Source organism: Micromonospora sp. AMSO1212t, assembly GCF_008868145.1.
Taxonomy (GTDB): domain Bacteria; phylum Actinomycetota; class Actinomycetes; order Mycobacteriales; family Micromonosporaceae; genus Micromonospora; species Micromonospora tulbaghiae.
The window spans coordinates 1-26,332 of sequence record NZ_WBKS01000011.1 but is presented as its reverse complement, the minus strand read 5'-3'; the positions used below and the strand labels follow the sequence as shown (position 1 = coordinate 26,332).

General features: G+C 69.1%; 24 protein-coding genes and 5 pseudogenes. 11 read left to right on the top strand and 18 right to left on the bottom strand.

Annotation, left to right across the window (positions count from 1 at the left end; genetic code table 11):
• Positions 1-4: 4 nt before the first annotated feature.
• Both F8279_RS05280 and ygiD read right to left on the bottom strand, forming a co-directional pair.
• A complete protein-coding gene (locus tag F8279_RS05280) occupies positions 5-811 on the bottom strand; it encodes an ABC transporter permease (protein WP_192580634.1) in 807 nt (268 codons plus the stop codon).
• Between the two features lie 27 nt (positions 812-838).
• Positions 839-1,684, bottom strand: a complete 846-nt coding sequence (ygiD, locus tag F8279_RS05275; protein ID WP_151499260.1) for a 4,5-DOPA dioxygenase extradiol — start codon at positions 1,682-1,684, stop codon at positions 839-841.
• Positions 1,685-1,945: 261 nt separating this feature from the next.
• On the opposite strand from ygiD, the gene F8279_RS05270 reads away from it, so the two are divergent.
• Positions 1,946-3,034 (top strand): epoxide hydrolase family protein, encoded by a 1,089-nt coding sequence (locus F8279_RS05270; protein WP_151499259.1) that lies wholly within the window; start codon positions 1,946-1,948, stop codon positions 3,032-3,034.
• Between the two features lie 128 nt (positions 3,035-3,162).
• Here F8279_RS05270 and F8279_RS05265 read toward each other — a convergent pair whose 3' ends face one another.
• Positions 3,163-3,702, bottom strand: coding sequence for a DinB family protein (locus tag F8279_RS05265; RefSeq protein WP_225853140.1), 540 nt, complete (start codon positions 3,700-3,702; stop codon positions 3,163-3,165).
• Between the two features lie 124 nt (positions 3,703-3,826).
• Positions 3,827-4,080 (bottom strand): annotated as a pseudogene (locus F8279_RS30505) (IS5/IS1182 family transposase); the annotation flags it as partial.
• Positions 4,081-4,166: 86 nt separating this feature from the next.
• Between F8279_RS30505 and F8279_RS30205 the strand changes: the two are divergent.
• The 3 genes from F8279_RS30205 to F8279_RS05245 all read left to right on the top strand — a co-directional run bounded on the left by F8279_RS30205 (position 4,167) and on the right by F8279_RS05245 (position 7,420).
• Entirely contained in the window at positions 4,167-4,355 is a 189-nt protein-coding gene (locus tag F8279_RS30205) for a hypothetical protein (protein ID WP_192580633.1), read from the top strand.
• A 230-nt stretch (positions 4,356-4,585) separates the two neighbouring features.
• On the top strand, positions 4,586-5,653 hold the full coding sequence (locus F8279_RS05250) for an SMP-30/gluconolactonase/LRE family protein (protein ID WP_151499257.1): 1,068 nt from the start codon (positions 4,586-4,588) through the stop codon (positions 5,651-5,653).
• Positions 5,654-5,680: 27 nt separating this feature from the next.
• Positions 5,681-7,420: a PQQ-dependent sugar dehydrogenase gene (locus F8279_RS05245; protein ID WP_151499256.1), complete on the top strand. Its 1,740-nt coding sequence runs from the start codon at positions 5,681-5,683 to the stop codon at positions 7,418-7,420.
• A gap of 117 nt (positions 7,421-7,537) precedes the next feature.
• Here the strand turns inward: F8279_RS05245 and F8279_RS05240 are convergent, their stop codons facing one another.
• On the bottom strand, positions 7,538-8,467 hold the full coding sequence (locus F8279_RS05240) for an NmrA family NAD(P)-binding protein (protein ID WP_151499255.1): 930 nt from the start codon (positions 8,465-8,467) through the stop codon (positions 7,538-7,540).
• Positions 8,468-8,561: 94 nt separating this feature from the next.
• Between F8279_RS05240 and F8279_RS05235 the strand changes: the two genes are divergently transcribed.
• A complete protein-coding gene (locus F8279_RS05235; RefSeq protein WP_151499254.1) occupies positions 8,562-9,155 on the top strand; it encodes a TetR/AcrR family transcriptional regulator in 594 nt (197 codons plus the stop codon).
• A gap of 121 nt (positions 9,156-9,276) precedes the next feature.
• Here the strand turns inward: F8279_RS05235 and F8279_RS05230 are convergent, their stop codons facing one another.
• The 4 genes from F8279_RS05230 to soxR all read right to left on the bottom strand — a co-directional run bounded on the left by F8279_RS05230 (position 9,277) and on the right by soxR (position 11,861).
• Positions 9,277-9,585, bottom strand: coding sequence for a hypothetical protein (locus F8279_RS05230; protein WP_151499253.1), 309 nt, complete (start codon positions 9,583-9,585; stop codon positions 9,277-9,279).
• Positions 9,582-9,761, bottom strand: a complete 180-nt coding sequence (locus F8279_RS30500) for a hypothetical protein (RefSeq protein WP_151499252.1) — start codon at positions 9,759-9,761, stop codon at positions 9,582-9,584. Before F8279_RS30500 ends, F8279_RS05230 begins: the two co-directional genes overlap by 4 nt.
• A gap of 336 nt (positions 9,762-10,097) precedes the next feature.
• The gene (locus F8279_RS05215) at positions 10,098-11,309 is read right to left on the bottom strand and encodes a helix-turn-helix transcriptional regulator (RefSeq protein ID WP_151499251.1); all 1,212 of its coding nucleotides are present in this window, start codon (positions 11,307-11,309) and stop codon (positions 10,098-10,100) included.
• A gap of 66 nt (positions 11,310-11,375) precedes the next feature.
• Entirely contained in the window at positions 11,376-11,861 is a 486-nt protein-coding gene (gene soxR, locus F8279_RS05210; RefSeq protein WP_225853139.1) for a redox-sensitive transcriptional activator SoxR, read from the bottom strand.
• A gap of 114 nt (positions 11,862-11,975) precedes the next feature.
• Between soxR and F8279_RS05205 the strand changes: the two genes are divergently transcribed.
• On the top strand, positions 11,976-12,821 hold the full coding sequence (locus F8279_RS05205) for an SDR family oxidoreductase (protein WP_151499298.1): 846 nt from the start codon (positions 11,976-11,978) through the stop codon (positions 12,819-12,821).
• Between the two features lie 220 nt (positions 12,822-13,041).
• Positions 13,042-13,353: a hypothetical protein gene (locus tag F8279_RS05200; RefSeq protein WP_255474071.1), complete on the top strand. Its 312-nt coding sequence runs from the start codon at positions 13,042-13,044 to the stop codon at positions 13,351-13,353.
• On the opposite strand, the gene F8279_RS05195 is transcribed toward F8279_RS05200, so the two are convergent.
• From F8279_RS05195 to F8279_RS05180, 4 genes and pseudogenes are all read right to left on the bottom strand, one after another.
• Positions 13,322-13,912 (bottom strand): hypothetical protein, encoded by a 591-nt coding sequence (locus F8279_RS05195; protein WP_151499249.1) that lies wholly within the window; start codon positions 13,910-13,912, stop codon positions 13,322-13,324. The two genes, F8279_RS05200 and F8279_RS05195, sit on opposite strands and share 32 nt — an antisense overlap.
• Positions 13,909-15,537, bottom strand: a complete 1,629-nt coding sequence (locus F8279_RS05190) for a serine/threonine-protein kinase (RefSeq protein WP_151499248.1) — start codon at positions 15,535-15,537, stop codon at positions 13,909-13,911. Before F8279_RS05190 ends, F8279_RS05195 begins: the two co-directional genes overlap by 4 nt.
• A gap of 182 nt (positions 15,538-15,719) precedes the next feature.
• Positions 15,720-15,881, bottom strand: a complete 162-nt coding sequence (locus F8279_RS05185) for a CGNR zinc finger domain-containing protein (RefSeq protein ID WP_225853148.1) — start codon at positions 15,879-15,881, stop codon at positions 15,720-15,722.
• Positions 15,882-16,598: 717 nt separating this feature from the next.
• Positions 16,599-17,309: pseudogene (locus F8279_RS05180) on the bottom strand (IS5 family transposase); the annotation flags it as partial.
• Between the two features lie 25 nt (positions 17,310-17,334).
• Here F8279_RS05180 and F8279_RS05175 point away from each other — a divergent pair.
• Together F8279_RS05175 and F8279_RS05170 are read left to right on the top strand one after the other, a co-directional pair.
• Positions 17,335-18,474 (top strand): XRE family transcriptional regulator, encoded by a 1,140-nt coding sequence (locus tag F8279_RS05175; RefSeq protein WP_225853138.1) that lies wholly within the window; start codon positions 17,335-17,337, stop codon positions 18,472-18,474.
• A complete protein-coding gene (locus F8279_RS05170; RefSeq protein ID WP_151499247.1) occupies positions 18,471-19,139 on the top strand; it encodes a 2'-5' RNA ligase family protein in 669 nt (222 codons plus the stop codon). Before F8279_RS05175 ends, F8279_RS05170 begins: the two co-directional genes overlap by 4 nt.
• Before the next feature lie 101 nt (positions 19,140-19,240).
• On the opposite strand, the pseudogene F8279_RS30495 reads toward F8279_RS05170, so the two are convergent.
• A pseudogene (locus tag F8279_RS30495) lies at positions 19,241-19,384 on the bottom strand (XRE family transcriptional regulator); the annotation flags it as partial.
• A gap of 419 nt (positions 19,385-19,803) precedes the next feature.
• Here F8279_RS30495 and F8279_RS30490 point away from each other — a divergent pair.
• A pseudogene (locus F8279_RS30490) lies at positions 19,804-19,893 on the top strand (DNA methyltransferase); the annotation flags it as partial.
• A 50-nt stretch (positions 19,894-19,943) separates the two neighbouring features.
• Positions 19,944-21,032: a hypothetical protein gene (locus tag F8279_RS05155; protein WP_225853151.1), complete on the top strand. Its 1,089-nt coding sequence runs from the start codon at positions 19,944-19,946 to the stop codon at positions 21,030-21,032.
• Between the two features lie 714 nt (positions 21,033-21,746).
• On the opposite strand, the gene F8279_RS05150 is transcribed toward F8279_RS05155, so the two are convergent.
• The 4 genes and pseudogenes from F8279_RS05150 to F8279_RS05135 all read right to left on the bottom strand — a co-directional run bounded on the left by F8279_RS05150 (position 21,747) and on the right by F8279_RS05135 (position 25,913).
• Positions 21,747-22,058 (bottom strand): hypothetical protein, encoded by a 312-nt coding sequence (locus tag F8279_RS05150; protein ID WP_151499245.1) that lies wholly within the window; start codon positions 22,056-22,058, stop codon positions 21,747-21,749.
• 138 nt (positions 22,059-22,196) lie between these two features.
• Positions 22,197-23,282, bottom strand: a complete 1,086-nt coding sequence (locus F8279_RS05145; RefSeq protein WP_151499297.1) for an IS110 family transposase — start codon at positions 23,280-23,282, stop codon at positions 22,197-22,199.
• 206 nt (positions 23,283-23,488) lie between these two features.
• A pseudogene (locus F8279_RS05140) lies at positions 23,489-24,101 on the bottom strand (IS5 family transposase); the annotation flags it as partial.
• Positions 24,102-24,344: 243 nt separating this feature from the next.
• Complete coding sequence (locus tag F8279_RS05135) at positions 24,345-25,913, bottom strand: ISL3 family transposase (RefSeq protein ID WP_151499244.1); 1,569 nt, start codon at positions 25,911-25,913, stop codon at positions 24,345-24,347.
• Positions 25,914-26,332: the final 419 nt, after the last annotated feature.

Sequence of the window (26,332 nt, the reverse complement as noted above, 5' to 3'; positions counted from 1 at the left end):
CAACTCAAATTGATGGAATATGTTCTGGCGCGGCGGTCAGGCATCGAAGCGGAACCTGGACGGCCGGGCTCGGTCGGCGAAGCAGTCCGTTGGCGACCAGCTCGACGGTCACCGCGACGGCGATCGCCTCGACGGCCAGGAGCGCGACCAGAACCAGTAGTTGGGCCGCCCCGGCCTGGACGGGTGTGCCGCCGCCGAGCAGCACGCCGACGAAGGCACCGGGGAGCGTGACCAGGCCGACCGTGCGTGTCTGGTCCAGCGCGGGCACCAGCGCCTGCCCCGCGCTGGGCCGGCAGATCTCCAGCGCCGCATCCCGCGGCACGAGGCCCAACGCCAGGGCCGCCTCGTACTCGCCATGGCGGTCGCGAAGCTCGTCCAGTGCGCGGCGGCCCGCCAGCGAGGTAGCCGTCATCGCCCCGCCGATGAGGATCCCGGCGATCGGAACGACCGCGACCTCGGTCAGCGGCACCGTGCCGGAGGCCACGACGAGGGCGCAGGCCGGGAGCGCGCCGACCGCGATCGGCACCAGCACCGGCCAGCCGAGGCGAAGCGAGCTGACCCGGCGCGCGGAGGTCGCCGCCGCGACCAGGATCATCAGCGTGACGAACCCGGCGCTGGCCCACCACGACCGCAGGACGGCAGTGATGAGCAGCGCCACGGCGCACAGCTGCACCACCGCGCGCAGCGCCGCCGTGGCGATGCCACGGGCGTGGCCGAGCCGGCCGGCCCGCACCGTCGCCACGGCGACGAGCACCAGAACGACGAGTACGGCGGCGAGCGCCGGGCCCACCGCGACTGCACCTTGATCCATGGGAGCATTCGACCAGCCGGCGCTCCCTCAGATGTTGGAGCCGTCCGGCGGCAGACCGGGCGGTGGCTGCGGCGACCCGCCCCGGCCGGCAGCCGGTGGACAGGACATGCCCAGGGTGTAGGCCGTCATGGACAACGAGCCGTAGGCGTAGCCGTCGACGAGAACCTCGGTGTCGGGGGTGTCCATGCTGGCGGCCAGCCCGGCGAGATACAACGCGGGGATGAAGTGATCCGGCGTCGGTACCGCACGGCGGAAGTCCCCGTGAGCGTCGAGGGTCGCGTACTCGCCCGGGTCGGTCAACATCCGGGCCTTGGCGTCCTCGTCGAAGCGCCGCGCCCAGTCGAAGCCGTCGTCGGCCAGCGCCCAGTCCATGCCGCGCAGGTTGTGCACGACGTTGCCGCTCGCCACGATCAGCACACCGCGCCGGCGCAGTGGAGCGAGCCGGGCGCCGAGTTGAAGGTGGTAGTCCATCGGCTTGTCGGCGTTGATGCTGAGCTGGACGACGGGAATCGACGCGTCCGGAAAAGCGTGCATCAGCACCGACCAGGTGCCGTGGTCGATGCCCCAGCTGTCGACGTCCGCCCCGACCCAGGTCGGATGGACGACGTCACTGACCTCCTCGGCCAGTTCGGGCAGCCCCGGCGCCGGGTACTGCACCTCGAACAGCTCCTGGGGAAACCCGTAGAAGTCGTGAATGGTCCTCGGCCGGGGCATCGCGGTGACGGCCGTGGCGTTGATGTACCAGTGGGCGCTGACCACCAGGATCGCGCGGGGACGCGGCACCGCGGCGCCGAAGGCTCTCCACGCGGAGGTGTACCGGTTGACCTCAAGGGCGTTCATGGGGTTGCCGTGACCCAGGAACGCCGCGGGCATCAAGACCTCCGAGCCCGGATGTACGTCTGAAGGCACGTGAACTTCCCTCCCTGGAGGACCGGTTCGCGCGGCGCGGCCCGCCGGACCTGAATGTCACGATAGTGCCACCTCACAGCGGTTCCGGCCTGAATCACGCTCCCCGACGGATCGGAGATCGAGTCCCCCGGATCGTGGCTGCCGATCGAGTGCGGCCACACCGCGCCGGCAGCCTGCCCGTTCGGGCGGCTGCCGAGTGACTCCTGGCGATGGGATCATGATCGGATGACGCCCTTCCGCATCGATGTTCCCGAAGCCGTCCTGGACGACCTGCGGGCTCGGCTTTCGCGGACAAGGCTCGCGCCGGCCGCACCAGGAGAGCCGTGGGCCGCCGGCACCGACCCTGGGTACCTGGCAGATCTGGTGCGGTACTGGCTCGACGGATTCGACTGGCGCGCGGTCGAGCGGGCCCTCAACCGGTACCCCCAGTTCGTCACCACGGTCCGGGGCACGCCGGTCCACTTCGTCCATGTCCGCTCGGCATCGCCCGACGCCACGGCGCTGATCCTGACCCACGGCTGGCCCGGCACGTACACGGAGATGTTGCCCCTGGTGTCCCGCCTCGCAGACTTCGACCTCGTCATACCGAGCCTGCCCGGCTTCGCCTTCTCCGGACCACTCGCCGAGGGCCCGACGACCGAGGCGGCTGTCGCGGACGTCTGGGCTGAGCTGATGACCCGTCTGGGCTACGACCGCTTCGGCGCCTACGGCGGCGATATCGGGTCCGGCGTGACGACGTGGCTCGGCGCCCGCCACGCAGATCGGGTCATCGGCGTCTTCTCGCAGCACATCAAGTTCCCGCCGGCGGACCGCAGGGACGACCTCAGCCCGGCCGAGGAGGCGTTCGTCGCCATGCTCGACGCGAAGGCCCAAGACGACTGGGGCTACGGAATCCTCCAGGAAACCCGACCCGACACCCTTGCGGCCGCGCTGAGCGACTCGCCGTCCGGACTGGCCGCATGGATCGTCGAGAAGTACCAGCGCTGGAGCGACTGCGGCGGCGACGTCTCCCGCCGGTTCGACTTCGACGAGCTGCTGACCACCGTGATGCTGTACTGGGTCACCAACTGCATCGGCACGTCCTTCCGGCCCTACCGCGACGACCACCTGGCCCCGCATCTGCCGATGGTCGACGTGCCCGCCGGCATCACGGTCAGCGTGGAGGACGCCGGCCTGCCCCGGTCGTTCGCCGAACGCACCTACGCCAACCTCACCCACTGGCGCGAGCCCACGGTCGGCGGCCACTTCCTCGCCCAGGAAGAGCCCGATCTGCTCGCCGCCGACCTGCGCGCCTTCTTCAATGCGCTGCGGTAATCCAGAAGCTCAACCGGCGGAGCCGCTGCCGGTTCTGGTCAGGGTGCAAGGCCGGCCTGGATCGCCAGGACGGCGGTTCGTACCCGGTCGCGGCTGCCGGATTGAATGCTGACCCACCGCCCGGTGGGTCACAGGCCGGTTCGCCCGTCGATGCACTCGCGCAGGAGGTCGGCGTGGCCAGCGTGCCGCGCATACTCCTCGATCACGTGGACAAGCACGTCGCGTGTGGCGTGGCTGCCGCCGTCGACCGGCACCTCGCGGCCCAGGTCGGCCTCATCGAGGGCGTCGAGCCATTCGTCCGCCTTGGCGATCTCGGCCTTCCAGGTTGCAAAGGCTTCCTTCACCACCGCTGGGTCGGGGACCGCGCCCCCGAAGTCCCAATCTGGGTCGTCCTCGTGCTTGTAAAGGCACGGCGCGTCGGTCCGCCCTTGCAGCACACGCTGGAACCAGTGGTTCTCCATCTGAGCCAGATGGCGGACCAGGCCGAGCAAGCTCAGGGTGCTGGGCGGCACCGAGCGTCGGCCAAGCTGCTCGGCGTCCAGTCCGTCGCACTTCATCTCTATGGTCAGACGGTAGTTGCCGAGGTACTCCCGATAGGTCGCCTTTTCGCCGACGGGCTGACCGAAGATCCTGGCGTCGTCCTCGGGGGTGGTCCACAGTTTGCTCACGGCGCCACCCAATCGCGGGCGCACCGCACCAGTCAAGTGAGTTGCGGTGCCACAATTTCGACGGCCGGCGGGAGGAATTTGATCGCCGCTCGCTCATCGACTAAGGCGTGTTTCATGAGCCCGGTCAGAGCCATTCGCAGATGATGGTGACGGTCAGGACGGCCGGGAACCTGACGGCCAACCTGTCGTAGCGGTGGCCACGCCGCTGTGGCCCTTGAGCCTGCTGATGCCATTCTCAACGGGTGTCGCATCCGGTAGAGATCCGGGTCGAAGGTCGGCGGGCGTCCGCCACGGCTGCCCCTTGGCTTTGCCGTGGACGTCCTGGTCCTTCTTGCCGGGGATGCACGCCTTGATGCCACGCTTGCGCAGGCAGGCCTGGCCGGAGGTCGGTAAGTCGAACGCCGGGTGAGGCCGCGGACCCGTCGCCCGCCGCGTCGAGGGCGGTCACCACGAGGGTGTACGGAGTGTCAGCGCTCAACCCGGCCACCGGGCACGAGGTGCCGGTGGCGCTGCCCACCTTCTCGGTGCCGGCGGCGTCGACCCGGCGCACGTCGTACCCGGTCACGCCGGTGTCCTTCCACTTCTTCGGCGGCGCCACCGTGACGTACCGGGTGACCAGGTCTGGAAGCTCAGCGAACGGCACGACGGACTGAACGACTCGTGTCCCGGGTCGGTGAGGGCCGGGCGCCACCGTCCCGGCCAGGTCATCGCGTGCCTTCGTGGCATGCGCCGAAGGTGATCGTGGGGAACTGATGCGGAGCGCCGCTTCCTCGCCTAAGCTGCGTCACATATACATCGATACTGATCAATAGTAGGTGTCGGCGGCCGGGGCCGGTCAGGCAACCACGGGCCTCGCATTCACCGACTCCGATTGGAGTACCCGATGACCTGGCGTCCAACCATCGCCGCACTCACCGGCCTGTGCCTGGCGCTCACCACCGCACCAGGCCCCGCCGGTGCCGCACCCGCGCCCCCGGCACCTCGGGACGCCTCTGATGTGAACGTTCACACCCACCGGCTCGCCGGCCCGCCCGGCGCGCCTCCCGGGGTCTGCCCGGGCGGCACCGGGTACGGCCCACCCCTGCCGGCCGGCTCGGTGTCCGCGACGAAGATCCGGAGCGGGTTCTCGTTCCTCGAAGGACCGGTCTGGATCGCCGACGGCGGCTACCTGCTGGTGTCCGACATGGCCGCGGGCACCGGGCCGAACAACGTGCAGCCCTCCACGATCCGCCGGTTCACCCCGCCGGCAACCTTCGACACCTTCATCGCCGACGCCGGCAGCAACGGCCTGGCGCTCAGCCCCGACGCCCAGCAGATCATCGCCGCCACCCACGACCAGCGGAACGTCTCCGCGTACCGGCTGAGCGACCAGGCCCGCACCACCGTCGCCGCCGAATACCAGGGCCGGGCGTTCAACTCGCCCAACGACGTCACGGTCCGTTCCGACGGCGTCGTCTACTTCACCGACCCCAACTTCCAGCGCGGCAACCGGCCCGACCAGATGAGCGGACGTACCAGTGTCTTCCGCGTCTCCGGCGGCCAGGTGTCGCTGGTGGACGACCGGCTGCGGCAACCCAACGGCATCGCGCTCTCCCCGGACGGCAGCACGCTCTACGTGGGCGCCTACTCCGAGAACAAGATCTACAAGTACGTCGTCCAGCCCGACGGCAGCACCGGCGCCCGCAGCGTCTTCGTGAACTACCTCGGCGGTCCCGACGGGGTCACCATCGACTGCGCCGGCAACGTGTACTGGGCCTCCGGCTCGGACGGCCTGATCCACGTCTACTCGCCCGCCGGCGCGCAGCTCGGCACGATCCGCTCCGGCGGCACCGGCACCACCAATGTGGCGTTCGGCGGACCCGACCGGCAGACCCTCTACATCACCTCCGGCCGAACGAACGACTCGGGCCTGTACAGCGTGCGGCTCAACGTCCCCGGCTACCCGTACTGACCAAGAAACCCGGGAAGGAAAGCACCCGTGCGGATCAATCCTCACCAGTTCCGACACCGCGTCCCGCTCGCCCTGCTGATCTGCGCCGGCACCATCGTGACCGGCGTACCCGCCAACGCCGCGGCGGCCGCACCGGCGACCGGGAGCCGGCAGGCGGCCCAGCTCGCCGCCGACACCAGCCCGCCCACCCGGCCGACCGGTCTGCGCCGCACTCGGCTGACCTGCCAGTCCGTCACGCTCGCCTGGTACGCCTCCCGGGACAACGTCGGCGTCGCCTTCTACGACATCTACCACGACGGCCAGCTCGTCACCTCGGTCTCGGGACGGACGCTGACCGCCACGCTCAGCGTCGTGCAGGGTGTCACCTGGGGCTGGTACGTCAACGCCCGCGACGCCGCCGGCAACGTCTCGCAGGCCAGCTCCACGCTCTCGGTCACCCCGCCGTTCTGCCAGCAGGACACGACTCCGCCCAGCACGCCGACCAACCTGGCCGCGACGGTCAACGGCACGGCCGTGACCCTCACCTGGTCGGCCTCCACCGACAACGTCGCGGTCACCGGCTACACCATCCTGCGCAACGGTACGGCGGTCGGCTCCACCACCGGCACCGCCGGCAATCCGCCGGCGACCACGTTCACCGACACCGGGCTGACGCCCGACACCGACTACCGGTACACGGTGACCGCCCGGGACGCCCAGGGCAATGTCTCGGGTGCGAGCGCCGCGGTCACCGCGCACACCGGCTCGGGCTGCACGAGCCCGGTCTGCGGGGCCACGGCGATCACCACCGAGAAGGACCTGCCCTGGGGCCTGGTGCAACTGCCGGACGGTACGGTCCTCTACGGCCGGCGCGACCTGTTCGACATCGTCGCCATGAACCCGGACGGCACCGACAAGCGCAGCATCGGCACCGTGCCGAACGTGGCCGGCACCAGCGGCGAGGGCGGCGTGCTCGGGCTGGCCGTCTCGGCCGACTTCACCACCGACCGCTGGCTGTACATCTACCACACCACCACGACCGACAACCGGATCGTGCGCATCCGCTACGACGGCACGCTGCAGACCAATACCGAGCAGGTGCTCGTCACGGGAATCCCGCGCAACAAGTACCACAACGGCGGCCGGCTGCGTTTCGGCCCCGACGGCAAGCTCTACGCCGCCGCCGGCGACGGACAGAACCCGGACGTGGCCCAGGACACCGGCAACCTGGGCGGCAAGGTGCTGCGGCTCAACCCCGACGGCACCGTCCCGGCGGACAACCCCTTCGGCAACTACGTGTGGAGCTACGGCCACCGCAACCCGCAGGGACTCGCCTTCGACTCTCAAGGCCGGCTCTTCGAGCAGGAGTTCGGCAACAACGTCGTGGACGAGACCAACATCATCGTCAAGGGCGGCAACTACGGCTGGCCCGCCTGCGAGGGCACCTCCGGCGACTGCGCCAACCCGAACTTCAGGGCCCCGGTCCGGACGTACCCGGTGGCCGAGGCCTCGTGCAGCGGCATCGCGATCGTCCGGGACGTGCTCTACATCGCCTGCCTGCGCGGCAACCGGATGTACCGTGCGGAGATCAGCGGCAACACGCTCACCAACGTCCAGCAGTACTTCGTCGGGACGTACTTCCGGCTGCGCACCGTCGAACCGACCCTCGACGGCAACCTGTGGCTGACCACGAGCACCGGCGGGGACAAGGACAGCACCCCGAACAACAGCAACGAGAAGATCCTCAAGGTGACACTCGGTGGGGCGGCGTCCGGCCCCACGAGGTGAGGACGAGCCGGGGATCCGGCACCGCCAGCCCCTCGAGGGTGCTCGCGTCGCGCGGGCACCCTCCGAGCGGTCCGGGCTGGCACCGCAGCAGACCGGCGCAGCGGTAGCGCCTTGGCGTCAGCCCTGACGGAGGGGGCGCAGGTGGCGGTCGGCCCACTCGGCGAACGAAGTCAGGGGGATGCCGAGGGCGCGCGCGAACTCCGGCCGGGCCGGCTGCCCGGCGACGTTCAGGAACTCGTGGGAGGTGGTGGCCCATGGCGGCATGCCGGCGGCAATCGCTTCCGCCTCGGTCATGTCGGGAGCGGTGCCGTCGATGCCGAGCGACTCACCGATGATCTTCGCGATTTCCGTCATCGGCAGGTGGTCGCCGGCCAGTTCGAGTTCGACGCGGTGGAAGCGGTCGGGGTCGGCGACGGCCGCTGCGGCCGCTCGGCCGATGTCGTCGACGGCGATCAGCGACAGGTGGGTCTGCGGCCGAAGGACCGTCGCGAGCCCGCCCGCGATGCCCCGCGGCAGCAGGTAGGCCAGGTCGGGCAGGAAGTTCTCCATGAAGAAGCCCGGCTTGATCAGCGTCCACCGGTCGAAGCCGGCGGCCCGGACGCGTTCCTGCATCCCGGCCTTGGGCAGGAAGACACGCTCCATCGCGGCCCAGCGCCCCTCGGTCCAGCCGGGGGCGTGCTCGTGCTGCCCGGCACCGGAGACCGAGGTGTGCACGAACTGCGGGACCTCCGCGGCCAGTGCGGCCTCGATCAGGTTGACGCCCTGGGTGAGTTCGCTCTCGAAGTCCCAGGTCTCGCCGCGCAGCTCCGGCATCTGCACGGAGAAGACGGCGCGGGCGCCCCGGGCCGCCGGGACCAGCGATGCGGGGTCGCGGAGATCGCCTGTGACCAGCTCGGCACCGAGGGCGGCGACCGCGGCGGCCTTGGCGGCAGCAGGGTTACGGACCAGGGCGCGCACCGGGACGCCGGCGGCGAGCAGGGCGCGGGCGGTTGCCCCGCCCTGCCGGCCGGTGGCGCCGGTGACCAGGACTGGTGCTCGATCTGACATGGACACACTCCTCGACCCAAGAAGCGGCGGGGTCCGCCGTTTACGGTTGCTAACATACGGCGGACCCCGCCGCTTAGCAACGCCGAGGTGAGACATGCGAGCAGACGCCCGCCGCAACTACGAACTTCTGCTCGCGGTGGCAGCAGAGGCGGTGGCCGAGCACGGGGCCGACGCGTCGCTGGAACAGATTGCCCGGACCGCCGGGGTGGGCTCCGGCACCGTCCGCCGCCACTTCCCGACCCGGCACGCGCTGCTCGAAGCCGTCTTCCGGGAGCGCATCGACGCCCTCTGCGCCCGCGCCGGCGAGCTAGCGGGCGAAGCGGATCCCCGGGCCGCGCTCGTCGAGTTCCTGATCGAGATCACGCGCGCCGCCGCGACGATCCGGGGCCTGGCCGAGGCGCTGAACCGCGGCCGCACCGAAAGCGTCTACTGCGCGTCCGACCAACTGTCCGAGGCGGGTGAGCCACTGGTACGCCGGGCCGCCGAGGCCGGAGTGCTGGCGCCCGACATCACCTTCGCCGACCTGTCGACGCTGGTCACCGGGATCGCCCTGGCAACCGAGAACGACGCCGACCCCGGCACCACCGCGACCCGCCTGCTCTCGCTGGCCATGACGGGGTTCACGGTGACACCGCAGGAACCTGAACGGACGCCCGCCCGCCTTCATGAACGGCCGGTTGGACATTGACTCCCGGAGAACTCGCGTCCGCGCGGCTCGCGGACCAGCTCGCGCTTCTCGTGGTCGACCGGTTGCGCCGCCTCTTCGGTGCGAATCTCGGCGAGGCGGTCGGATCAGGCTCGATGCGAGGTCAGAGGACCTTGTGGGACTCGTCTCGACCGGGTTCGGCCGGCACGGATGCTGCACCTCGCTGCTGTACCACCGGCATGAGGTGTCCGGCTTCCCTGGTCCAGCCGAGGAATCGGCGGTGCAGCACGCCGGCCGGCGTCCAGGGCATGTCCTCGGTGGCCTGGACGAGGTAGGCGCCGAGGTAGAGGGCCAGTGATACCGGCGCATCCATGAACTCCGCGCGCAACTCCCGCTTGCGCGTGGGGCAGGGCCAGGGCAGGTCGCAGCCGCCGCAGCTCCAGACCGGCATGACCGGGCCGTGGGTGGTCACCGCGCGCCCTCCAGGAACCGCGCGGTGATCGCCCGCGCCTGCCGGCTGGTCGCCCATTCCACCTGCCAACAGGGGTACGGAGTCAGCCGCGCCCACCACACTCGGCACCCGGCACACATGCCGTCGAGCCCTCGTACATGAACCGCGACGATCGCCTGTTCCTGCCCGCTGGTCACTGCTCACCCTCCGACGGCCAGTGGCCACGATTGATCGGTATCCGGTGCCGGGCGCGGCATGGCAGGTCGGATCCACAGCGGCAGATGCGCCGCCAGAGCCGCCACGACCACACCGGCCGGTGCCTGCGAGCAAGAGTCAGCGCGGTGGCAGAAAGGTATTCGTCATACGAGACGCGCCGCACGGACCCTCCCTCGCGCACGAACGAGGGCGGCCTCCTACCCCCGAAGCTGAGGGGGACGCGGCGACCAGGCGATACCCGCACCGCCCGCCGCATCCCGTGAGCAGGAGGCTACGGTCGGTCGCGCAGCGGAATGGGTAAGGTTCCTACCCCTGGATCAGGAGAGCAGCCCGACCTTGACCGCGAGGTCACGGGCGTCGTCACGGGTGGAGCGCGGGCCGTCGAGCAGCTCCAAGGTGATCTGGCGGGCATACCCGTTGAAGCGGATCGTCTCGGGGGCCGACTCGTACGCCTTCCGCAGCGTCGTCACGGCCGCTTCCTTGTCGTCCTTGCCGTAGTGCGCCCGCGCCACCTCGATGAGATGGCGTGCCCGGCGCGGCCTCGACGGGATGGCCGCCGAGTCGTGGCGGCGCGCCTGCCGTACCGCCTCACCGGACTTCTGCAACTCCACCGCCACCGTCACCGCGTGGGCGCCCATGATGACGCGGGAGAACGACGTCTGCGGCTGATAGAAGCCCTCCGGCAGACGCTGCGCCACCCGGTCCGCCCGATCCCAGTACCGCCAGGCCCGGCCTTCCTCGCCGGCACGCGCGGCGGTGTAGGCGGCCTCGAAGTTGAGCGCACCCCACAACGCCAGCAGATTCGTGCCCGCGTCAGCCGCCCTCGGCTCCAGAGCCGACAGGACGTCGTGCGTTACCGCCATGGCGGTGTCCCAGTCCCCGGCGTCCCGATGCACCTGACACAGGAACCATGCCGCGAGGGCCACCGCCTCCGGGTCACCCGAATCCTGCGCCGCCACCATCGCCCGGTCCGCGACCCGCCACAGCAACTCGGCAGCCGGCTGGTACGCAAGGAACATCTGCGTCAAACCGAACGTCTCCGCCAACAGCGACTGCGCCCGCCGACGCTCGACGCCCTCGTACACCAGCGCGGCGCGCTGCACTTCGTGCAGAAGTCTCGGCAGCAGCCCACCCAGCACCGTCCGGTGGTCGGACGCCTGATGACGCGCCCGCCACGCCACCGCAAGCCGCTCACGCAAACCGGCTAACGATTCCGGCTCCGCGTCGTCGGCGAGCACGACGCGGTTCACGGCGTCCCGCACCGACGCCAGCGCCGGATGCTCAGGCCCGTTCACCACAGCGGACCGGTCGCTCAGCTCGCCGGCCAGGGCAGACACGTCGACCTTCAGTGCACGCGCGATGCGGTCCAGCATGTGGATGCGCGGAGGCAGGATGCGATCGGTCTCCACCGCCTTGACCCACTCGGCGCTCCGACCAACCAACCCACCGAGCACGGCGCGGGTCTTCCCGGACCGCTCCCGGTAGACCTTCAATCGCTGCCCGAAGGTCAGTTCCGGCAAGGGATCCATCCCGAACCTCCTCATAGCGCGGGATGCGCCACCGGCCTCAGGCGGCCGCAAGCCAACGCTACCGACCTACCTGCGGCCCGCATAACCCGACGGCTGCGGGTGTTTGACCAGTCGGTGCGGGCCTGGCCCGAGGGCACCCAACTTGTCGTCCGGATTGATCAATTCGCACTGGTCGAGGGACAGGCAGCCGCAGCCGCGGCATTCGGTGAACAGGTCGCGCATGCGTTCCAGTTGCCGGATCCGCGCGTTGACTTCGGCGCTCCAGCATTCGGACGCGCGGATCCAGAACTCGCGCGTCGGGCTCTGCCCCTCGGGCAGCAGGGCGAGGACGCTGCCGATTGCCGCCAGCGGGATTCCGAGGTTCTGCGAGGCCCGGATGAACGCCACCTGGCGAAGGGTGGAACGGCTGTAGCGGCGCTGGTTGCCGACGGTGCGCCGGCTGCGGATGAGGCCCTGGCGTTCGTAGAAACGCAGCGCCGAGGCGGCCACGCCGCTGCGGTCGGCCAGTTCACCGATCGTGAGTTCGTCGGCGTCGGGCACGAGCGATGCCACAGCCGCCACAGTACTTGACCTAAACATTTGTTCAAGTTCGAGAGTTGTGCCAGACGCCGTTGCCGGGTCCGCCGGAATCGGCGCGCGTCACGTCACGAACTCCGGGAGCGGCCAATGAGTACACACAGAACGGTCCTGGTCACCGGTGCCACCGGCAACGTCGGTGGGCACGTGGTGACCAGGCTGCTGGAGCTGGGCGCAGACGTCCGAGCTCTGGTCCGCGAACCGAGCACATCGAGGCTGCCCTCCGGTGTTGCCGTCGCCGGCGGTGACCTGACCAGACCGGACACACTCGACGCCGCCCTGGCCGGGGTCGACTCGGTCTTCCTCGTGTGGCCCGGCCTGTCGACCGCGGCCGCACCGGCAACCGTGGAAAGGCTTGCCGAGCCCGCCCGCCGGGTCGTCTATCTGTCCGCGATGGGCGGGCGAGATGGCGAACGCCCGGTCGGATTCTGGGGCGAAATGGAGGATCTGATCGAGCGGACCGGGCTGGAGTCGACCTTCCTCCGGGCGAGCGGATTCGCGACCAACACGCTGGGCTGGGCCGAACAGATCCGCACCCGAGGGGTCGTGCGGTGGCCGTACGGGCACGCCCGTCGATCGCTGATACACGAGAAGGACCTGGCCGCGGTGGCCGCCCTGGCGCTGACCGAAGACCGCCACGTCGGGGCGGCGTACACCCTCACCGGGCCCGAGGCCGTCAGCCAACAGGAGCAGGTACGGCTCATCGGGACGGCGATCGACCGCGACCTTCGGTGGGAGGAGCAGCCTCGCGCCAAGGCGCGCGAGTCTCTGCTGGCCGCGTGGGGCGATCCGGCGTTCGTGGACATGGCGCTTGACGGGTGGGCTGCCATGAGCGACACGCCGGAGCCGGTCACCACGACCGTGGAGGACGTCACCGGGGTTCCTGCCCGCACATTCCGGCAGTGGGCCCTCGACCACGCAGCGGACTTCCGCTAGGGCCCACTAGCCTCCGGCCAACCGACCTGATTCGAGGATTCAGCATGCCGACATCGAACGCGGAGCCCGTCGCGGCACTATTTCGCCCGTTCACCGTAGGCCGGCTCACCGTCCCGAACCGGATCGCGATGGCGCCCATGACCCGGTCCCACTCCTAGATGGCGTACCAGGACCGGACGTCGCCGCGTACTACGCCCGCCGCGCCGAACACGGGGCAGGATTGATCATCACCGAAGGCACCGTCGTGGATCACCCTGCCTCGGCGAACAGTCGAGCGGCCCCTCGCATCTTCGGCGCCGCGCCACTGGCCGACTGGGCCCGCGTTGTCGACGCGGTGCATCCCGCCGGGGCCGGATCGTCCTGCAACTGTGGCACGTCGGTACCGCCGGCATCTTGCGGGGCGATCTGCGCGGCGGCGTCCGCGGTCGAGCAACGTCGCCTGATCGTGGGCCATGCGGCCTTCCCAGGGCCAGAAGAGCTGGCCGGAATCGGGGAAACAGTCAGGGCGTGTAGACGATCGCCATGCGGGTGATGACGCCGAGCTCGGTGGCGACCGCGACCATGGGCCGCTTGTTGAGCGCGAACCACGCGGCGAACTGCTTGCCCGTCATGGGACACGTGCCCCCCTTCTCCGGGGCGTCCATGCACACGTCCCCCTCGGCGTTCTCCCATGTGAAGTAGTCGACCTCGTCGGCGAGCGGAACGGTGACCTTGGTGTGGCTCTCCTCCGTCATGTACGCCCGCTGCGTGCACCGCCCGTCCGATCGTTCGATCTTGAAAGCCCGGCAGTACGCGTCGGCGGTCATGAAGATGATCGGTTCCACGACGGCGGATGCGTTCGCCGGGTCGTACGAGTGCAGCGTCACCACCGACGTGGTGCTGCCCTGGGTGAGGTCGGCGAAGCGGGGCTGTACGGTCGCGCTGCTTGACGGCGTACCTGTGGGGGTGCCCGGCGGGTCGCTCGCGGGCCCCCCGACACCCGAGACGGCCGACGCTGACGCGGTGGGTGTGGAGGAGGCGTCCGGTGAGCCGGTGCCGCATCCGCCGACCACCACGACCAACAGCAGCGAGGCTAGCAGCTTGCGTCTCACAGCTTCGTGACCTCCACACGGGCGAACGCGGCGCGGGCGTCGCCGCTGATGACGTCATCGATGACACCGAGTGTCATCCGGCCGGACGTCAGGGACGGCGGCCCGAGCGTGGTGGTGATCAGTGGCGCATCGTCGACCTCGACAGTCGCCTTGTCGCCCTGCACGACGACTCCCACCCGGCGTGCACGTCCCAGGACGGCCCCGGCAACTGCGGCCCGCGTCTCCTGGGTGACGCGGTCGTCGGTGTCCACGCCCAGTCGGACCTCGGTCTCGCAGAGCGACACCAGGTAGGCGTTCGCACCGGCCACCCGGAACCAGATCGCCGCACACGCTCCCGGGGTGAGGACCGTCGCGTCGACCCTGACCGTCTGATCCTTGAAGGAGTCCTGCGGACCGCGGCAGCGGTACGCCGCCGACATCCCGGTCCGGGCCTCGAGCCGCCCGTCGCCGAAGACGCACCGGCCCTCGTCCTCGTCGCGGCTGTCCGTCCACTGACCAGGCCGGTCCAGCCGGTCGATGATCGCCGGACGTCCGGCGACCCGGCTCGACGACGACGTCGGCCCGGGTGCGCCCGCGCCACCCGTCGCGGTCGGAGCGCCGCTCTGCCCATCGCTGGCCACCCCCAGCCGGGGCAGCAGCTGAGCGGTGAGGGCCCCGGTCACGCCCAGCGCCAGCACTGCCACACCGGCCAGGACCATCCGCCGCACCCGGCCCGGCCGCCGGCGGGCGAAGCCGAACCGGCTGGTACGCCGGGCCGCCGTGGCTGCTTGGAGCAGCTCCGGGCGGATCAGTTTGGTCTTCGCGTCGGTGTCCAGGTCCAGCAGCAGGTCGAGCAGTTCGTGCGCGGTGGGCCGCTCCGTGGGTTCCTTGGCCAGGGTACGGGCCACCACCTCGCGCAGCCGGTCCGGCAACCCGGACAGCTCCGGCGGCTGGGTCAGGATGCAGGCCGCGGTCGCCGCGGGCGAATCGGCCCGGAACGGGGTACGCCCGGTGCCGGCGTACGTGACGACCGCGCCCCAGGCGAACACGTCCGCGGCCGGGCCGACCCCGCCACGGTGTTCAGTGTCGAAGCGCTCCGGCGCCATGTAGGCGACCGTTCCGACCATCTGATCGGTACGGGTGTGCTGACTGGTCACCTCGAAGGCCCGGGCGATGCCGAAGTCGATGACCTTGGGGGTGCCCAGCGCGAACAGCACGTTGGCCGGCTTGAGGTCCCGGTGGATCACCCCGGCGCCGTGGATGGCGGCCAGCGCTGTCGCCATCCCGACCGCGACGCTGTGCAGGCTGCCCCCGCTGAGCGGGCCGTTGCGGGTGATCACCTCGGCCAGGCTGGGGCCGTCCACGTACTCGACCACCAGGTAGGGCGTGGGATGGTCGGGGTCGGCGTCGAGCACCTCGGCCGTGCAGAACGGCGGAACCTGCCGGGCCCGGTTGACCTCACTGCGGAACCGGCCGCGGAACTCGGTGTCGTCGGCGTACTCGGGCCGGATCATCTTGACCGCGACCAGCCGGCCGTTGGCATCCTGCCCGAGATAGACCGCGCCCATACCGCCCTGGCCGAGCCGTCCGAGTAACCGGTAGCCCCCCAGGTCCACTGGATCACCCGGCAGGAGTGGATCAGTCACGCGCAGGACCTTACATCGACACCACTGGTCGCCCGCACCCGCCGGGCGGCCACACTCCACAAGGGAACTTGCGTCGGTAGCCGAAAGCCACTGATTTCGCGTGACCGGGCCAGCCCTTGCACGGCCAGCCGGCGCGCCTCTTCCGGGACCCGGGCCGGTGAGGGGCGACCGGTCGTTCGCCGCTACCGTTCGGCCTGGTGCCGCTGGTAGTGGCGGGCGACGCGGGCGCGGTTGCCGCAGGACGGCTTGCACCACTGCTGGCGGGCGTGTTCCTGGAGGAAGTACCGCACGCAGCGCGGCGCCGGGCAGGCGCGTAGCCGTTCCCGCCCGTCGGCCCCCCGTATACCGAGCCGCAGACACTTCGGGCACGCCGAAGTGGCTACCGCCTAGGAAGCGCTGGTCAGGTAACTGCCGGTGAGATTCGAGTCTCAGTTGCTGGAATCACTACCAGCTCCTCCGTGGCAGATCTAGAGCGGCACGTCGATGCAAGATGGTCCGGCGACTGGCGTCAGCGGGCCCAGGGCGACGAGCCGGCAGTAGGGCAGGAAGGGAGCAGCCAGCGCTGACCACTTCGGTGTTCTCTGGGAGGTCACGCCGGACCACTCGTCCACGTCACAGCAGGTCAGAGCCCTCGACTCTGCCCGGTGTCGGTGAGCGCTTCGGGCGCCGTGACCAATTCGCCGACCTGCACCCAATCTGCTCCCACTTGCAAGGCCAGGTGATTCAGCAGCTCCTTACCGCCGTGACCTGCGCACACTCCCCTGCCAGGGGACATCGAGTGCTGTCGACCGCTGCACAGAACCGCGGAGCACTCCGTGTGAAACAGGACGCCGCACCGACTCTAACCTGCGGAAACGAGAAGATGCAGGTAGGGGTGGGTGCAGTTGCGTGCGGTCGGGTGCCGTTCGGTGCGGTTGAGGGCCGTTCAGTGCACCCGGTTGCTCCCAACCTGCTCCCCCGATCCCGGGCCCGTGACCGGGCCGCTGCGGCCAGGTTGAGACGGAACGTCCGGCAGGAAAATCCTGGCCACTTCCCGAACAACCTGGCTGGCGCCGACGCCCCTTGCGGTGGGCGTCCTGGTCCTTCTTTCGCGGGATGCACGCCTTGATCCCTCGCTCGCGCAGTTAGGTGCGGTTGCCGCGGCTGGTATAGGCCTTGTCGGCCAGGACCAGGTCGGGGCAGGTGCGGGGTCGGCCGACGCCGAGGCGGGTGATCCGGATGCGGCGCAGGACGGGGATGAACTGCTGGCTGTCCCCACGGTGCCCGGCGGTCACGGTCATCGACAGGACCTTTTTTCCCTGCTCGCAGGCAAGGTGAGTCTTGGTGGTCAGCCCACCGCGTGATCGGCCCAGCGCGTGATCGGCCGGCTCGTCGTGCACGCCGCCGGGTGGTTCCTTCTGCAGGTGCCCGTCGGTGCGGGCGCCGGCGGCGTGCTGGTGGGCACGACTGGTCATCGAGTCCACGCTCACCGTCCAACCGATCCGGCCGTCGGCGTCGCCGGCGGCTTGCAACGCCGACAGGATCTTGTCCCAGGTCCCGTCGCGCTGCCACCGGCGGAACAGGCCGTAGACGGTGGGCCAGGGCGCGTTATCGGCCGGGACGTCCCGCCACGGGGCACCGATCCGGATCCGCCACCGGATCCCGTCGATGAGCTGCCGTTTCTCCCACTTCGGCGGACGACCCGTAGCCGACGGTGCAGGCAACAGCGGAGCCAGAACAGCCCACTGCCTGTCGGTCAGGTCATGCCGCCTCGTCACCGCTACGCTGGCCACGAGGTCTCCGGTATGAAGTTCTTGCTTGGTCGCAGAACCAGATACCGGAGACCTCTTCAGTTATCGATCACCGCCACACCGTGACCTCGACACCGCCAGCCCGACTTACGAAACACGCCTTAGTTCCAGTCGCGATGGCCTGGAGGCGGATGACGACGTTGTTCTGTGGGAATACGAGGACAGTGTTGACGCCCGTCGACTGGCGCTGAAGTCCTCCACGGACGATGACGCCCGCCTGGCGTACGTCGAATCGGAGGTTCGGCAGGCGATCGCCGACAACGAACGCCTCACCCCGACAGCACTCATGGCACGCATGCGACCGCTACGCGTCTACGTCGACCAACTCATGGCAGGCAGGCAACATCCACCGCAACGTGCTCGGCTCTACACTGTCGCCGCCCACCTGTCCGGACTTCTCGGCGCGCTCGCCTTGGACCTCGGCGTGTTCGGCTTGGCGCACGCCTACGCCGCCGAAGCGTTCGACCTCGCGGAGGCCGCCCAGCAGCCCGAGGTGCAAGCCTGGACGCGGGCCACGCAAAGCCTGATCGCTTTCTACACCGGCGACTATCACGATGCGCTGGCCTACGCCCAGGACGGTCTGCAGCGCAGCGGCACCGGCGAACACCGCATCCGACTAACGATCAACGGGCAGGCCCGGGCACTCGCCCGCCTCGGTGACCGGTACGGCGTCGACCGCGCCGTGGACCGCGCATTCACCATGCTGTCCGACCGCCCGGCCAGCTCGGAGGTCAGCGCTAGTCTTGCCCTCGGGCCGTACTGCCAGGCAAGGACTGCGGCCAATGCGGCGACCGCCTACCTGGCGCTCGGCCGCACCGCAGGGGTCACCAGTCACCTCGCCATCGCCATCACGGCATTCGACACCGCAGAGCTCGCCGGCCCGCAAGCACTAAGCCGCCTAGACCTGGCCACTGCACACCTGCACGCCAGCGACCCCGATCCGGAGCAGGCCGCCGTGCTGGCAGAGGAAGCGCTCGCCCTCACCGCGGACCAGCGCTTCGAGTCGGTCCATCAACGTACCCGCCAGTTCCTCACAACCGCCCAGCCGTTCGCCCATCACCCGGCGTTACGGCACGTCGCCGACATGCTCGTCGACCGCACACAGGTCGGTACCGCCGCCCGGCCCGCTCTACCATCGCTGCCATGAACAGCCGGGAGCTGGCCAACCTGCACGAGCGTTGGACCGCCTACCAGAACCTGCCCGAACTCACCAACCACTGGTACTGGCGCCCGGGCTGGCGAGCCGGCCGCCAGTTCTACACATGGCACCTCACCTTCGAACGTCAGCCTGAACTCCATCGCCTCGTCACCGACCTGCAACGCCAACTCACTTTGCCCGGACTAGACCTGGTGCCGCTCGACGGGCTGCACCTGACCATGCAAGGGCTCGGCTTCACCGACGAGGTCAACAACAGCGACATCGAGGCGATCGTCGCCGAAACCCAGCGACGCTGCACCAAACTGCCGCCTCTGGAGCTGTCACTTGGCCCGGTCGACCCCGACGCGGAAGGAGTCGGCTTGCTCGTGCGTCCCTGGCACCGCGTCGAACAACTCCGCACCACCATCCGGGAGGCCATCGGCGCGGTATGGCAGACCGTGCCGGAGGTCGCCGAAAGTTTCCGCCCCCACGTCACGATCGCCTACAGCGGCTCACAAGCACCGGCCGAACCGATCCGCGACCGCCTCAACGACCTCCGCCACCAGCAACCCGCCCGGGTTACCATCCGACAGGCAACGCTGATCGCGCTGCGCCGAGAACACCGCACCTACCAGTGGGCAACCGTGGCTGCCGCGCCCCTCACCGGACAGTGACCTGACTGACCACGTCGTGACTATCGCCCTCGGCCTACTATCCGCCGGTCTACCCCTGACGAGCCCCTGCCGGCCGTGTCCGGTCGGCCTCCCTTCTGAGCCTCGCCGTCCGGCGACGCGACGTGATCGAAGACTTGCCGCGCTTCGGTGTCAAACGCGATCGCGCCGGCTTGGTCGCCGCGACGTGCGCGCCCAGCCATGAGGGCTCGGACGCGGCCGAGCGAGGGCCGGTCGGACAGGGCTAAGTACTCCAGCCGTACCTGATGGAGTCGGAGTCTTCGCTGGTAGTGGGTCCTCTGGCGCGGTACTAGTGTCGGCGTCGCCATCGTGACCATTAGTGGATGTGGTCGAAAGGTCGAGCGGCGGTGATCAAGTGTGCCAGGAGACGTCGGACCTCGCCGAGGGTGAGGGGAATAAGGCCGTCATCGGATTCGGTGCCCCCTTTTTTTGGCCTGGGCGGCGGTGACGGTGAGGCAGGCGTGGGCGCACAGAATGACAATTATGTCTACAGGGAGGTGCACCGATAAGGGTCACTATGGTGCGGCGTTCCAACCTTCTCTGCTTCGAGCCCGAATTGCTACCTAACCCGACGAAGCGCCCTGCACGCTTCCCCATAGCCCTGCCCAGCTTCTTCATCCAGCCGATGACGCAGCCGGGTTAGGTTGTGCTCGACCCATTCGGTGGGACAGGGACGACGGGCGTAGCCGCAGAGCAGCTCGGTCGACAGTGGCTGGTGACGGAGCGGGATGACAAGTACACAGCGGCGCTAGAGGATTGCCCCAGGAAGGTCGGTAGGATGCCAGCGTGGCTCACCCCGACTCTCTCGCCGACGCCATCGCACAAGCCGACTCCTGGAACGCGCGCGTTGCGCTCATCCGTCGAGTACCCGAAGACTACGGCCGATCGCGCTGGCGTGAGGTCTATTCGGCCATCGCCCAGCGCGCCTACGTACCCAACTTGGCGCCAAATTTCGCGTACGTCCATGCGGACGAGGACTACGAGCTGCCAGCTGTCGCCAGGGCAGTGGCAGAGGCAAAAAAGGGCACAGCCGGCTTTACTCAGGTCGCGGCAAGCGATCTGACGCGCACCTTGCGGGAGTTCCCGAGGGCAATGCGATGCTTCCGGCTAATTCTTGGTTTCACGGCACCAGAGATGGCAGCTTCGACTAAGACCGTGGCTGCACGTCTGCAACTCAAGGCTGTGTCAGTGGATCGAATCAAGGGCCTCGAGCAGGGCAGGGGCCAGCAGGATGATTTCCTACACGTCTTAGCCGAGACTGTCCATCTTGCCATGAACGGCGATCTCTTTCCTCCTGCAGCACCTGACCTGCGCAGCAAGCAAGAGCGGCCAGACCTCGAAGACGGGTGGGCAACGGTTCGACTGCTCGCAAAAAAGGGTGTCCCGTACGAGATGTTCCTTCACCAGCGGCACTACGGTGGCTATTTTTCACAACTCCTCAATGCAACGAGCGAACTGCGAGGGAACATCCTGGAGGACGCAGTAGATGAAGTCTTTCAAGATGCCAAGATAAAGGCCATCCGAACCGGCTCATACAATCAATCCGAGATTGCGGGTCGTTTCCATTTAACCATTCAACCAGCACCAGACTTCGTCGTATACGACAATAACGAAACAGTACGTGCGCTACTAGAATGCAAGACTATCAATAACGGTGGAACTGCGCGCGACAAAGCGACCCGATTTGCAAGCCTCCGCGAGGCTGCCAAGTCGCACGGTGGGGTTCCCGTAATTGCCGTGCTTGGCGGACTCGGGTGGACGCGCACGGCAGACGGACTCGGTCCTGTTGTGCAAGCGTGTGAGGGCCGTGTCTTCACGCTAAGTAATCTCCGCGAGATGCTGACGGTCGACCCGTTCCCCGCCCTCATGTCTTGATCCCATCCCGATGCTCCTACGGAGGTCAAGGCGGAGGCCTTCGTTGATGCGACGGTGGACGTAGGCGCGGGTGCGCTGGTCATAGCGCATGCGGCAAAGGGTGATGACGTGGAGGGCGTGGTTGGCGCCGTCGTCTCCTCGGTGCAGGCGGTGGCGGCGGACCCGTCCTGAGCAGCTAGCGGGATGGCTACTGCGCCGCAGAGGTGGGCGAGTGCGGCTTCGGAGCGCGCAGCCGCTCGGGGTTGTCGCCGGGGGGTGGTGAGCAGCTGGGCAACGACCTCGGGGCCGACGCCGAACAAGGCCGTGGTGCGGGGCGCCGCTTTTGAACGATGGGTATCACCTGCCAGCCGAGGGCGGTGATCTCATCGGTGAGGGCGGTGACCCGGCGGGCGAGTCCGGCACGGCGTGTTCCGGCTCGTGGAGTGTGGTCGAGACGCAGGTCAGCGCTGAGCACTGGCTGACCAGCAAGGCGGCTGAGCTTGGTAGGTGGGCTCGCAGGGGTTCCGGGGCTGCGGCGACCAGGCCGCGCACCTCCTTCAAGGCGGGCGGTTCGGGCCTTGACTCCTCCTCAACGAGCGACCCTCAGGGCGCGGATCGCCTCGACCGGCCCGGTGCGGGTCGTCGGGGCGCCCATTGCGGCGCCAGCGAGGGTGGCCTGCGCAGCGAGCCGCGAGATCCGGCTTAGAGCCTGTTTCAGAAGTGCGGGGCTGAGGTTCAGCCCGGTCGGTTGGGGTAGTGGCGGCCGGCCAGCCAGATGGTGAGGTTCTTGGCGATGTCGCCGCGGTCGGTCTCAGTAGTGAAGTCGTGGATGCGCTGGTCGGCGTCGCGGCGTTCGACTTCGTAGGCGCCGTCGTCGAGCAGCGAGATCGAGGCGTACCAGGCCGGGTCGTCGTCGGCGGGGTTGATCGTGACGAAGGTGTTGTCGTCGTGGTTCAACTCGTCGATCAGCATCAAAAGGGCGTCTTCGGAGGGGTCGTCGACGTGGTCGCCGTTCTCGGCGTCGGCGTAGTAGTAGTCGGCGGCCATCCGGTTTCTCCCTGCTCTGCTGGTCAGCCGGCCCAGCTTCGCATGAGGTGGTGCCCAGCTGGTCAGAGCCACTCGTTGATCGCGGCGACGAGCACGGCGGCTTCAAAGCGGACGGCGAGTTTGATGCCCCTATGGATGTCAAGCGGTCGATGGCAGGCTCGTCTGCTGCGGTGTCCGGGCGATGAGTTCGTAGAGCTCGCGTGCGACGTAGCGTTTCAGGCAGCGGATCGCTTCGCGTCTGGTTTTGCCTTCGCTGACGCGGCGGTCGATGTAGGCGCGGGTGCGCAGGTCCCAGCGGAGTCGCGCGATGACGATCATGTAGAGGGCTGAGTTGGCTTGGCGGTCGCCGCCGCGGTTGAGCCGGCGTCGTTGGGTCTTGCCAGAGGACATTTCGATGGGGCTGACTCCGCAGAGGGCCGCGAAGGACGCTTCGCTGGTGAGCCGTTGCGGGTTGTCGCCGGCGGCCAGGAGCAGAGCTGCTGCGGTGTCGGGGCCGACGCCGTAACGCTGCAGCAGCTGGGGCGTGTGGGCGTTGATGGCCTCGGTGATCCGCTGGTTTAGGTCCTCGACTTCGCCGGCGCGTTCGATGATCCGCCGAGCCAGCAGGCGCAGGGTGTAGGCGGCGGCTGCCGCCGGTGTGTCCGGCTGACCCGGGTCCAGGTCGGCGCATCGGCGGATGAGCTTGGGGTTACTGAGCCCGGTCATCGAGTCGCGCAGCGCCGGGTCGGCGCCGACGAGGATGGCTTTGAGCTGGTTGATCGCCTGCGCTCGCGACTTGGTGGCCGAGGCTTTGGCCAGCTTGAACAGCCGTATCCGCTCGACATGGCCGTCGCCTGCCTTGGCGAGGGCGGTAGCTGTGCCCGACAGGACTGCTCGAGCTGCTGCTTCGGCGTCGATGGCGTCGGTCTTGCCGCGGCGGCGCCGGTGGGCCTTGTCCGGCTGGTTGACCTCGATGACGCTGATTCCTGCGGCTAGTAGGTGGCGAGTCAGCGCCGCGCCGTAGGAATGCGTGCCCTCCACCCCGGCTCGTCGAATCGGGCCGAGCGCAAGGGCCCAGTTCACCATCGCCTGGTAGCCCTCGGCGGTGGTGGGGAAACCACGGCTGTCGAGCAGAGCACCGTTGATGCTGACGGCCGCCGCGACGTGGACGTCCTTGTGCGTGTCGACGCCAAGGATCACCTCATCGGCGGTGTCATGCTGGTCGGCCAATGGCGGGTGGGACATGCTGGACACGGTTGTTCGGCTCCTGACGGCTCGGGAACGGATGGCCGTCGCCGGGCCGGCAAGGGGCGGTCAGGACTGTGACGGCGCCTTGTTAGCGGCAAGGCCCCTATCGGGACACGTCCCGCCGGTCCGGCGGCAGCAAGCACCACCCGGGACCCGAGCCGGCAGATCAAACTCAAGGCACCGAAGGCCGGTCGTAACGCGGGTCAGACCCGAGTACCGGGCGGCACCCGATCATCCTCACAGTCGTAGCGGGTGGCCACCGCCCGGTGGCGTTTGAGCCGGTTGATGCCGCACTCCACGGCGTGACGGGCCTGGTAGTCCTCGGCGTCAAACAGCGGTGGTCTGCCGCCGGGTGGGCCGCGCTTCTTTGCGGTTTTGGGCTTGGTCGGCGGGCTCGGCGATGGTGGCCTTGATGCTGCGGCGGCGCAGGTAGGCCCGGTTGGCCCGCGACGGATATGCCTTGTCCCCGCGCACTCGATCCGGTCGCTGCCGTGGTCGGCCTGGTCCCAGCCGGGGCACCCGGATGCCCTGCAGCACCGGCACGAACTGCGGCGAGTCCCCGCGCTGCCCGGCGGTGACCAGGATCGACAGCGGCTTCTGGCCCTGCTCACACGCCAGGTGGATCTTCGTGGTCAGGCCACCCCGGGAACGACCGAGTCCGTGATCTGGCGGCTCAGGCGCCACCCCACCGGGCGGCTCCCGCTGCGCGTCGCCGTCGTGTCGGGCGCCGGCGGCATGCTGATGAGCCCGGCGGATCGTCGAGTCGACGTTGACCTCCCAGCAGATCAAGCCAGCAGCGTCCGCTCTGGCCTGCAACGCGGTGAGGACCTTCGGTGGGGCGGTAGCGGACGGGACTTTGCCGGGAGGTGTCCGGGCTGGCCGTGGTCGGGATGCGCCGCCATTCGCCGTCGAGCCAGGTCATCGAGTCCGTGTGGCGCGCAGACGGCGATCTGGTCGGTACTTCTCGGCGGCCTACTGCCCTTCGTGCTCGCCGTCCCCTGTCAACGCCGGCTGAACTTTGGCTCTGGCGCACATTTTGTGATTGATCTTGGCGGTGGTTTACGGGGTGGCGAGGACGCGTTTGCGGAGGAGGTCGAGGTTCGCCCGGCCATACATCTGTCGCTTGATCGTCTTGATGCGGTTGACCTGGCCCTCGACCGGGCCTGAGCTCCAGGGCTGGGTGAGGCCGGCGACGACGGCGTCGCGATCGCTGATGAGGCCGGCGGCGAAGCCGCGGATTTCGGGGTAGCCGGCGTGGCGGGCGTGTTCGACCCAGGCGTCGAGGTGCTGCCCGGTGCCGTGGTGGCGGACCAGGGCGGCGAACCTGCGGGCGAGGCCGGCGACGGCGTCGAGATCCGGACAGCGGCGGCGGGCGTCGGCTAGGTCAGCGTGGTCGTCGTCGATGAGTTTGTGGCCGGGTCGCATGATCCAGGCGGTGATCCGCCGGGCCGACGGCACCCGGACTGCGGTCGCAGGGGCAGGCCGGGCGCGGTTGATGGCGAGCCAGTCCCGCAGCACCCGCAGGCTGCCTTGATAGCCGCGGGCCATGATCTCGGCGTGTAGCACGGCTGTCTGGTGGGCGCCGTCGGTGAGGCGTTGCCGCAGGTAGGAGTGGAACGGGGCGAGGACGCTGGGGCGGCTGCTGGCGTTCGGGCCTATCAACGCCTCGGCGGTGGAGGCGTGGGCGTACTTGCGGGCGGTTCTGACGTTCATATCGAGGCGGCGGGCGGTTGCTTTGATCGACAGTCCTTCGGCTCGCAGGGCGTGCACGGCCGCGTGGCGTTGGCGTGTGTTCGCCGCCCGACGCCCCGCCTCGCCCGGCTCGTCGGCCGGCGTGACCAGGGCAGATGTTGGTTCGGCGTGGGTGCGTAGGCATCGGCGGTGCCCGCGGATGACTTTCTCGACGGTGTCGCTGAGGTTCTTCAGCAGGTGCCACCGGTCGGCGACCTGGATCGCGTCGGGTGCTCCCTTGCGGGCGCCGTCGGCATAGCTGCCGCCTCGATCCCGACAGACGATCTGAACACCGGGATGCTCGTGCAGCCACGCGGCGAGAGTGTCGGCGGTGCGGTCGGGCAGAACGTCGATCGGCCGGCGCGTGTGCATGTCGAGCAGCACGGTCGCGTAGCGGTGGCCCCGACGGCAGGCGAAGTCGTCCACGCCCAGCACTGTCGGCGTCGTCGGCGGCGGATCGGGCATCCGGCGGATCACTCGGATCAACGTCGAGCGGGACACCGACACCGCCAACCGCTGCGCCAGCCGGCTGCCCGGTCGACCGCCCAACGCCACCGCGACGGCCTCCAGGTCACCGGCCGCCACCACCGTGTGACGGGCATGGCGACGAGTCAGGCCGGGGACCTGCTCGACGAACGTCCGCCGCCCGCATTCGGTGTTCACGCAGGTGAATCGGCGGACCGTCAACGCGACCAGCACCTCGCGCCCACCCAACCTGACGTCAGCCAGCCGCCGCACATAGCGACCATGCACAGTGGTCGACCAGGTCCCGCAGGCGCTACAACGTGCCCGCACCGTCTGGGTCGCCGCGTTGATCCTGACCCCGACGGCCCGGACCACCACCGCTTCCAACCGCAGGCCCGTCAGGTGCGGCAGCAACGCCGGGATGATCTCCATCCCGGCACCCAACCCGAACTACCGACGAGCGCGACTCACAAAATGTGTGCCAGAGCCAGTTTTCAGGCGGAGCCGACATCCCCGAAGCGCTGGCGCGCCTGGCGCTGCAGCGTGCGCATAGCATCGCCTCGGCCCGCACCTGATCGCCGGAGCGCCTATGGCGGCCGCGACCATCAGATGACCACTACGAAGCGCCCCGGAAGCGCGGCGTACGTAGCGACCCTTGACTCGCTGCGGAGGCCGCATTGTGCAGGTAGGGCTCGACGACGACCTCATTTACAGGCTTCAGCAACTAGGGCGTGTCCTGCCGATCATGTAGTGGTTGATCGTTGACGATGTGCCGGTGGTGCGTCGTGGTGAGTTGACCGATGAGGCGTGGGCGGTGATCGCGCCGTTGCTACCGGAACCTGGTGGGGCGC

Bases quoted from the DNA above. Each gene is read 5' to 3' on its own strand.
- F8279_RS05280 (WP_192580634.1), bottom strand. From the start codon at position 811: ATGGATCAAGGTGCAGTCGCGGTGGGCCCGGCGCTCGCCGCCGTACTC.
- ygiD (WP_151499260.1), bottom strand. From the start codon at position 1,684: ATGCCCGCGGCGTTCCTGGGTCACGGCAACCCCATGAACGCCCTTGAG.
- F8279_RS05270 (WP_151499259.1), top strand. From the start codon at position 1,946: ATGACGCCCTTCCGCATCGATGTTCCCGAAGCCGTCCTGGACGACCTG.
- F8279_RS05250 (WP_151499257.1), top strand. From the start codon at position 4,586: ATGACCTGGCGTCCAACCATCGCCGCACTCACCGGCCTGTGCCTGGCG.
- F8279_RS05240 (WP_151499255.1), bottom strand. From the start codon at position 8,467: ATGTCAGATCGAGCACCAGTCCTGGTCACCGGCGCCACCGGCCGGCAG.
- F8279_RS05235 (WP_151499254.1), top strand. From the start codon at position 8,562: ATGCGAGCAGACGCCCGCCGCAACTACGAACTTCTGCTCGCGGTGGCA.
- F8279_RS05215 (WP_151499251.1), bottom strand. From the start codon at position 11,309: ATGGATCCCTTGCCGGAACTGACCTTCGGGCAGCGATTGAAGGTCTAC.
- F8279_RS05205 (WP_151499298.1), top strand. From the start codon at position 11,976: ATGAGTACACACAGAACGGTCCTGGTCACCGGTGCCACCGGCAACGTC.
- F8279_RS05170 (WP_151499247.1), top strand. From the start codon at position 18,471: ATGAACAGCCGGGAGCTGGCCAACCTGCACGAGCGTTGGACCGCCTAC.
- F8279_RS05150 (WP_151499245.1), bottom strand. From the start codon at position 22,058: ATGGCCGCCGACTACTACTACGCCGACGCCGAGAACGGCGACCACGTC.
- F8279_RS05145 (WP_151499297.1), bottom strand. From the start codon at position 23,282: ATGTCCCACCCGCCATTGGCCGACCAGCATGACACCGCCGATGAGGTG.
- F8279_RS05135 (WP_151499244.1), bottom strand. From the start codon at position 25,913: ATGGAGATCATCCCGGCGTTGCTGCCGCACCTGACGGGCCTGCGGTTG.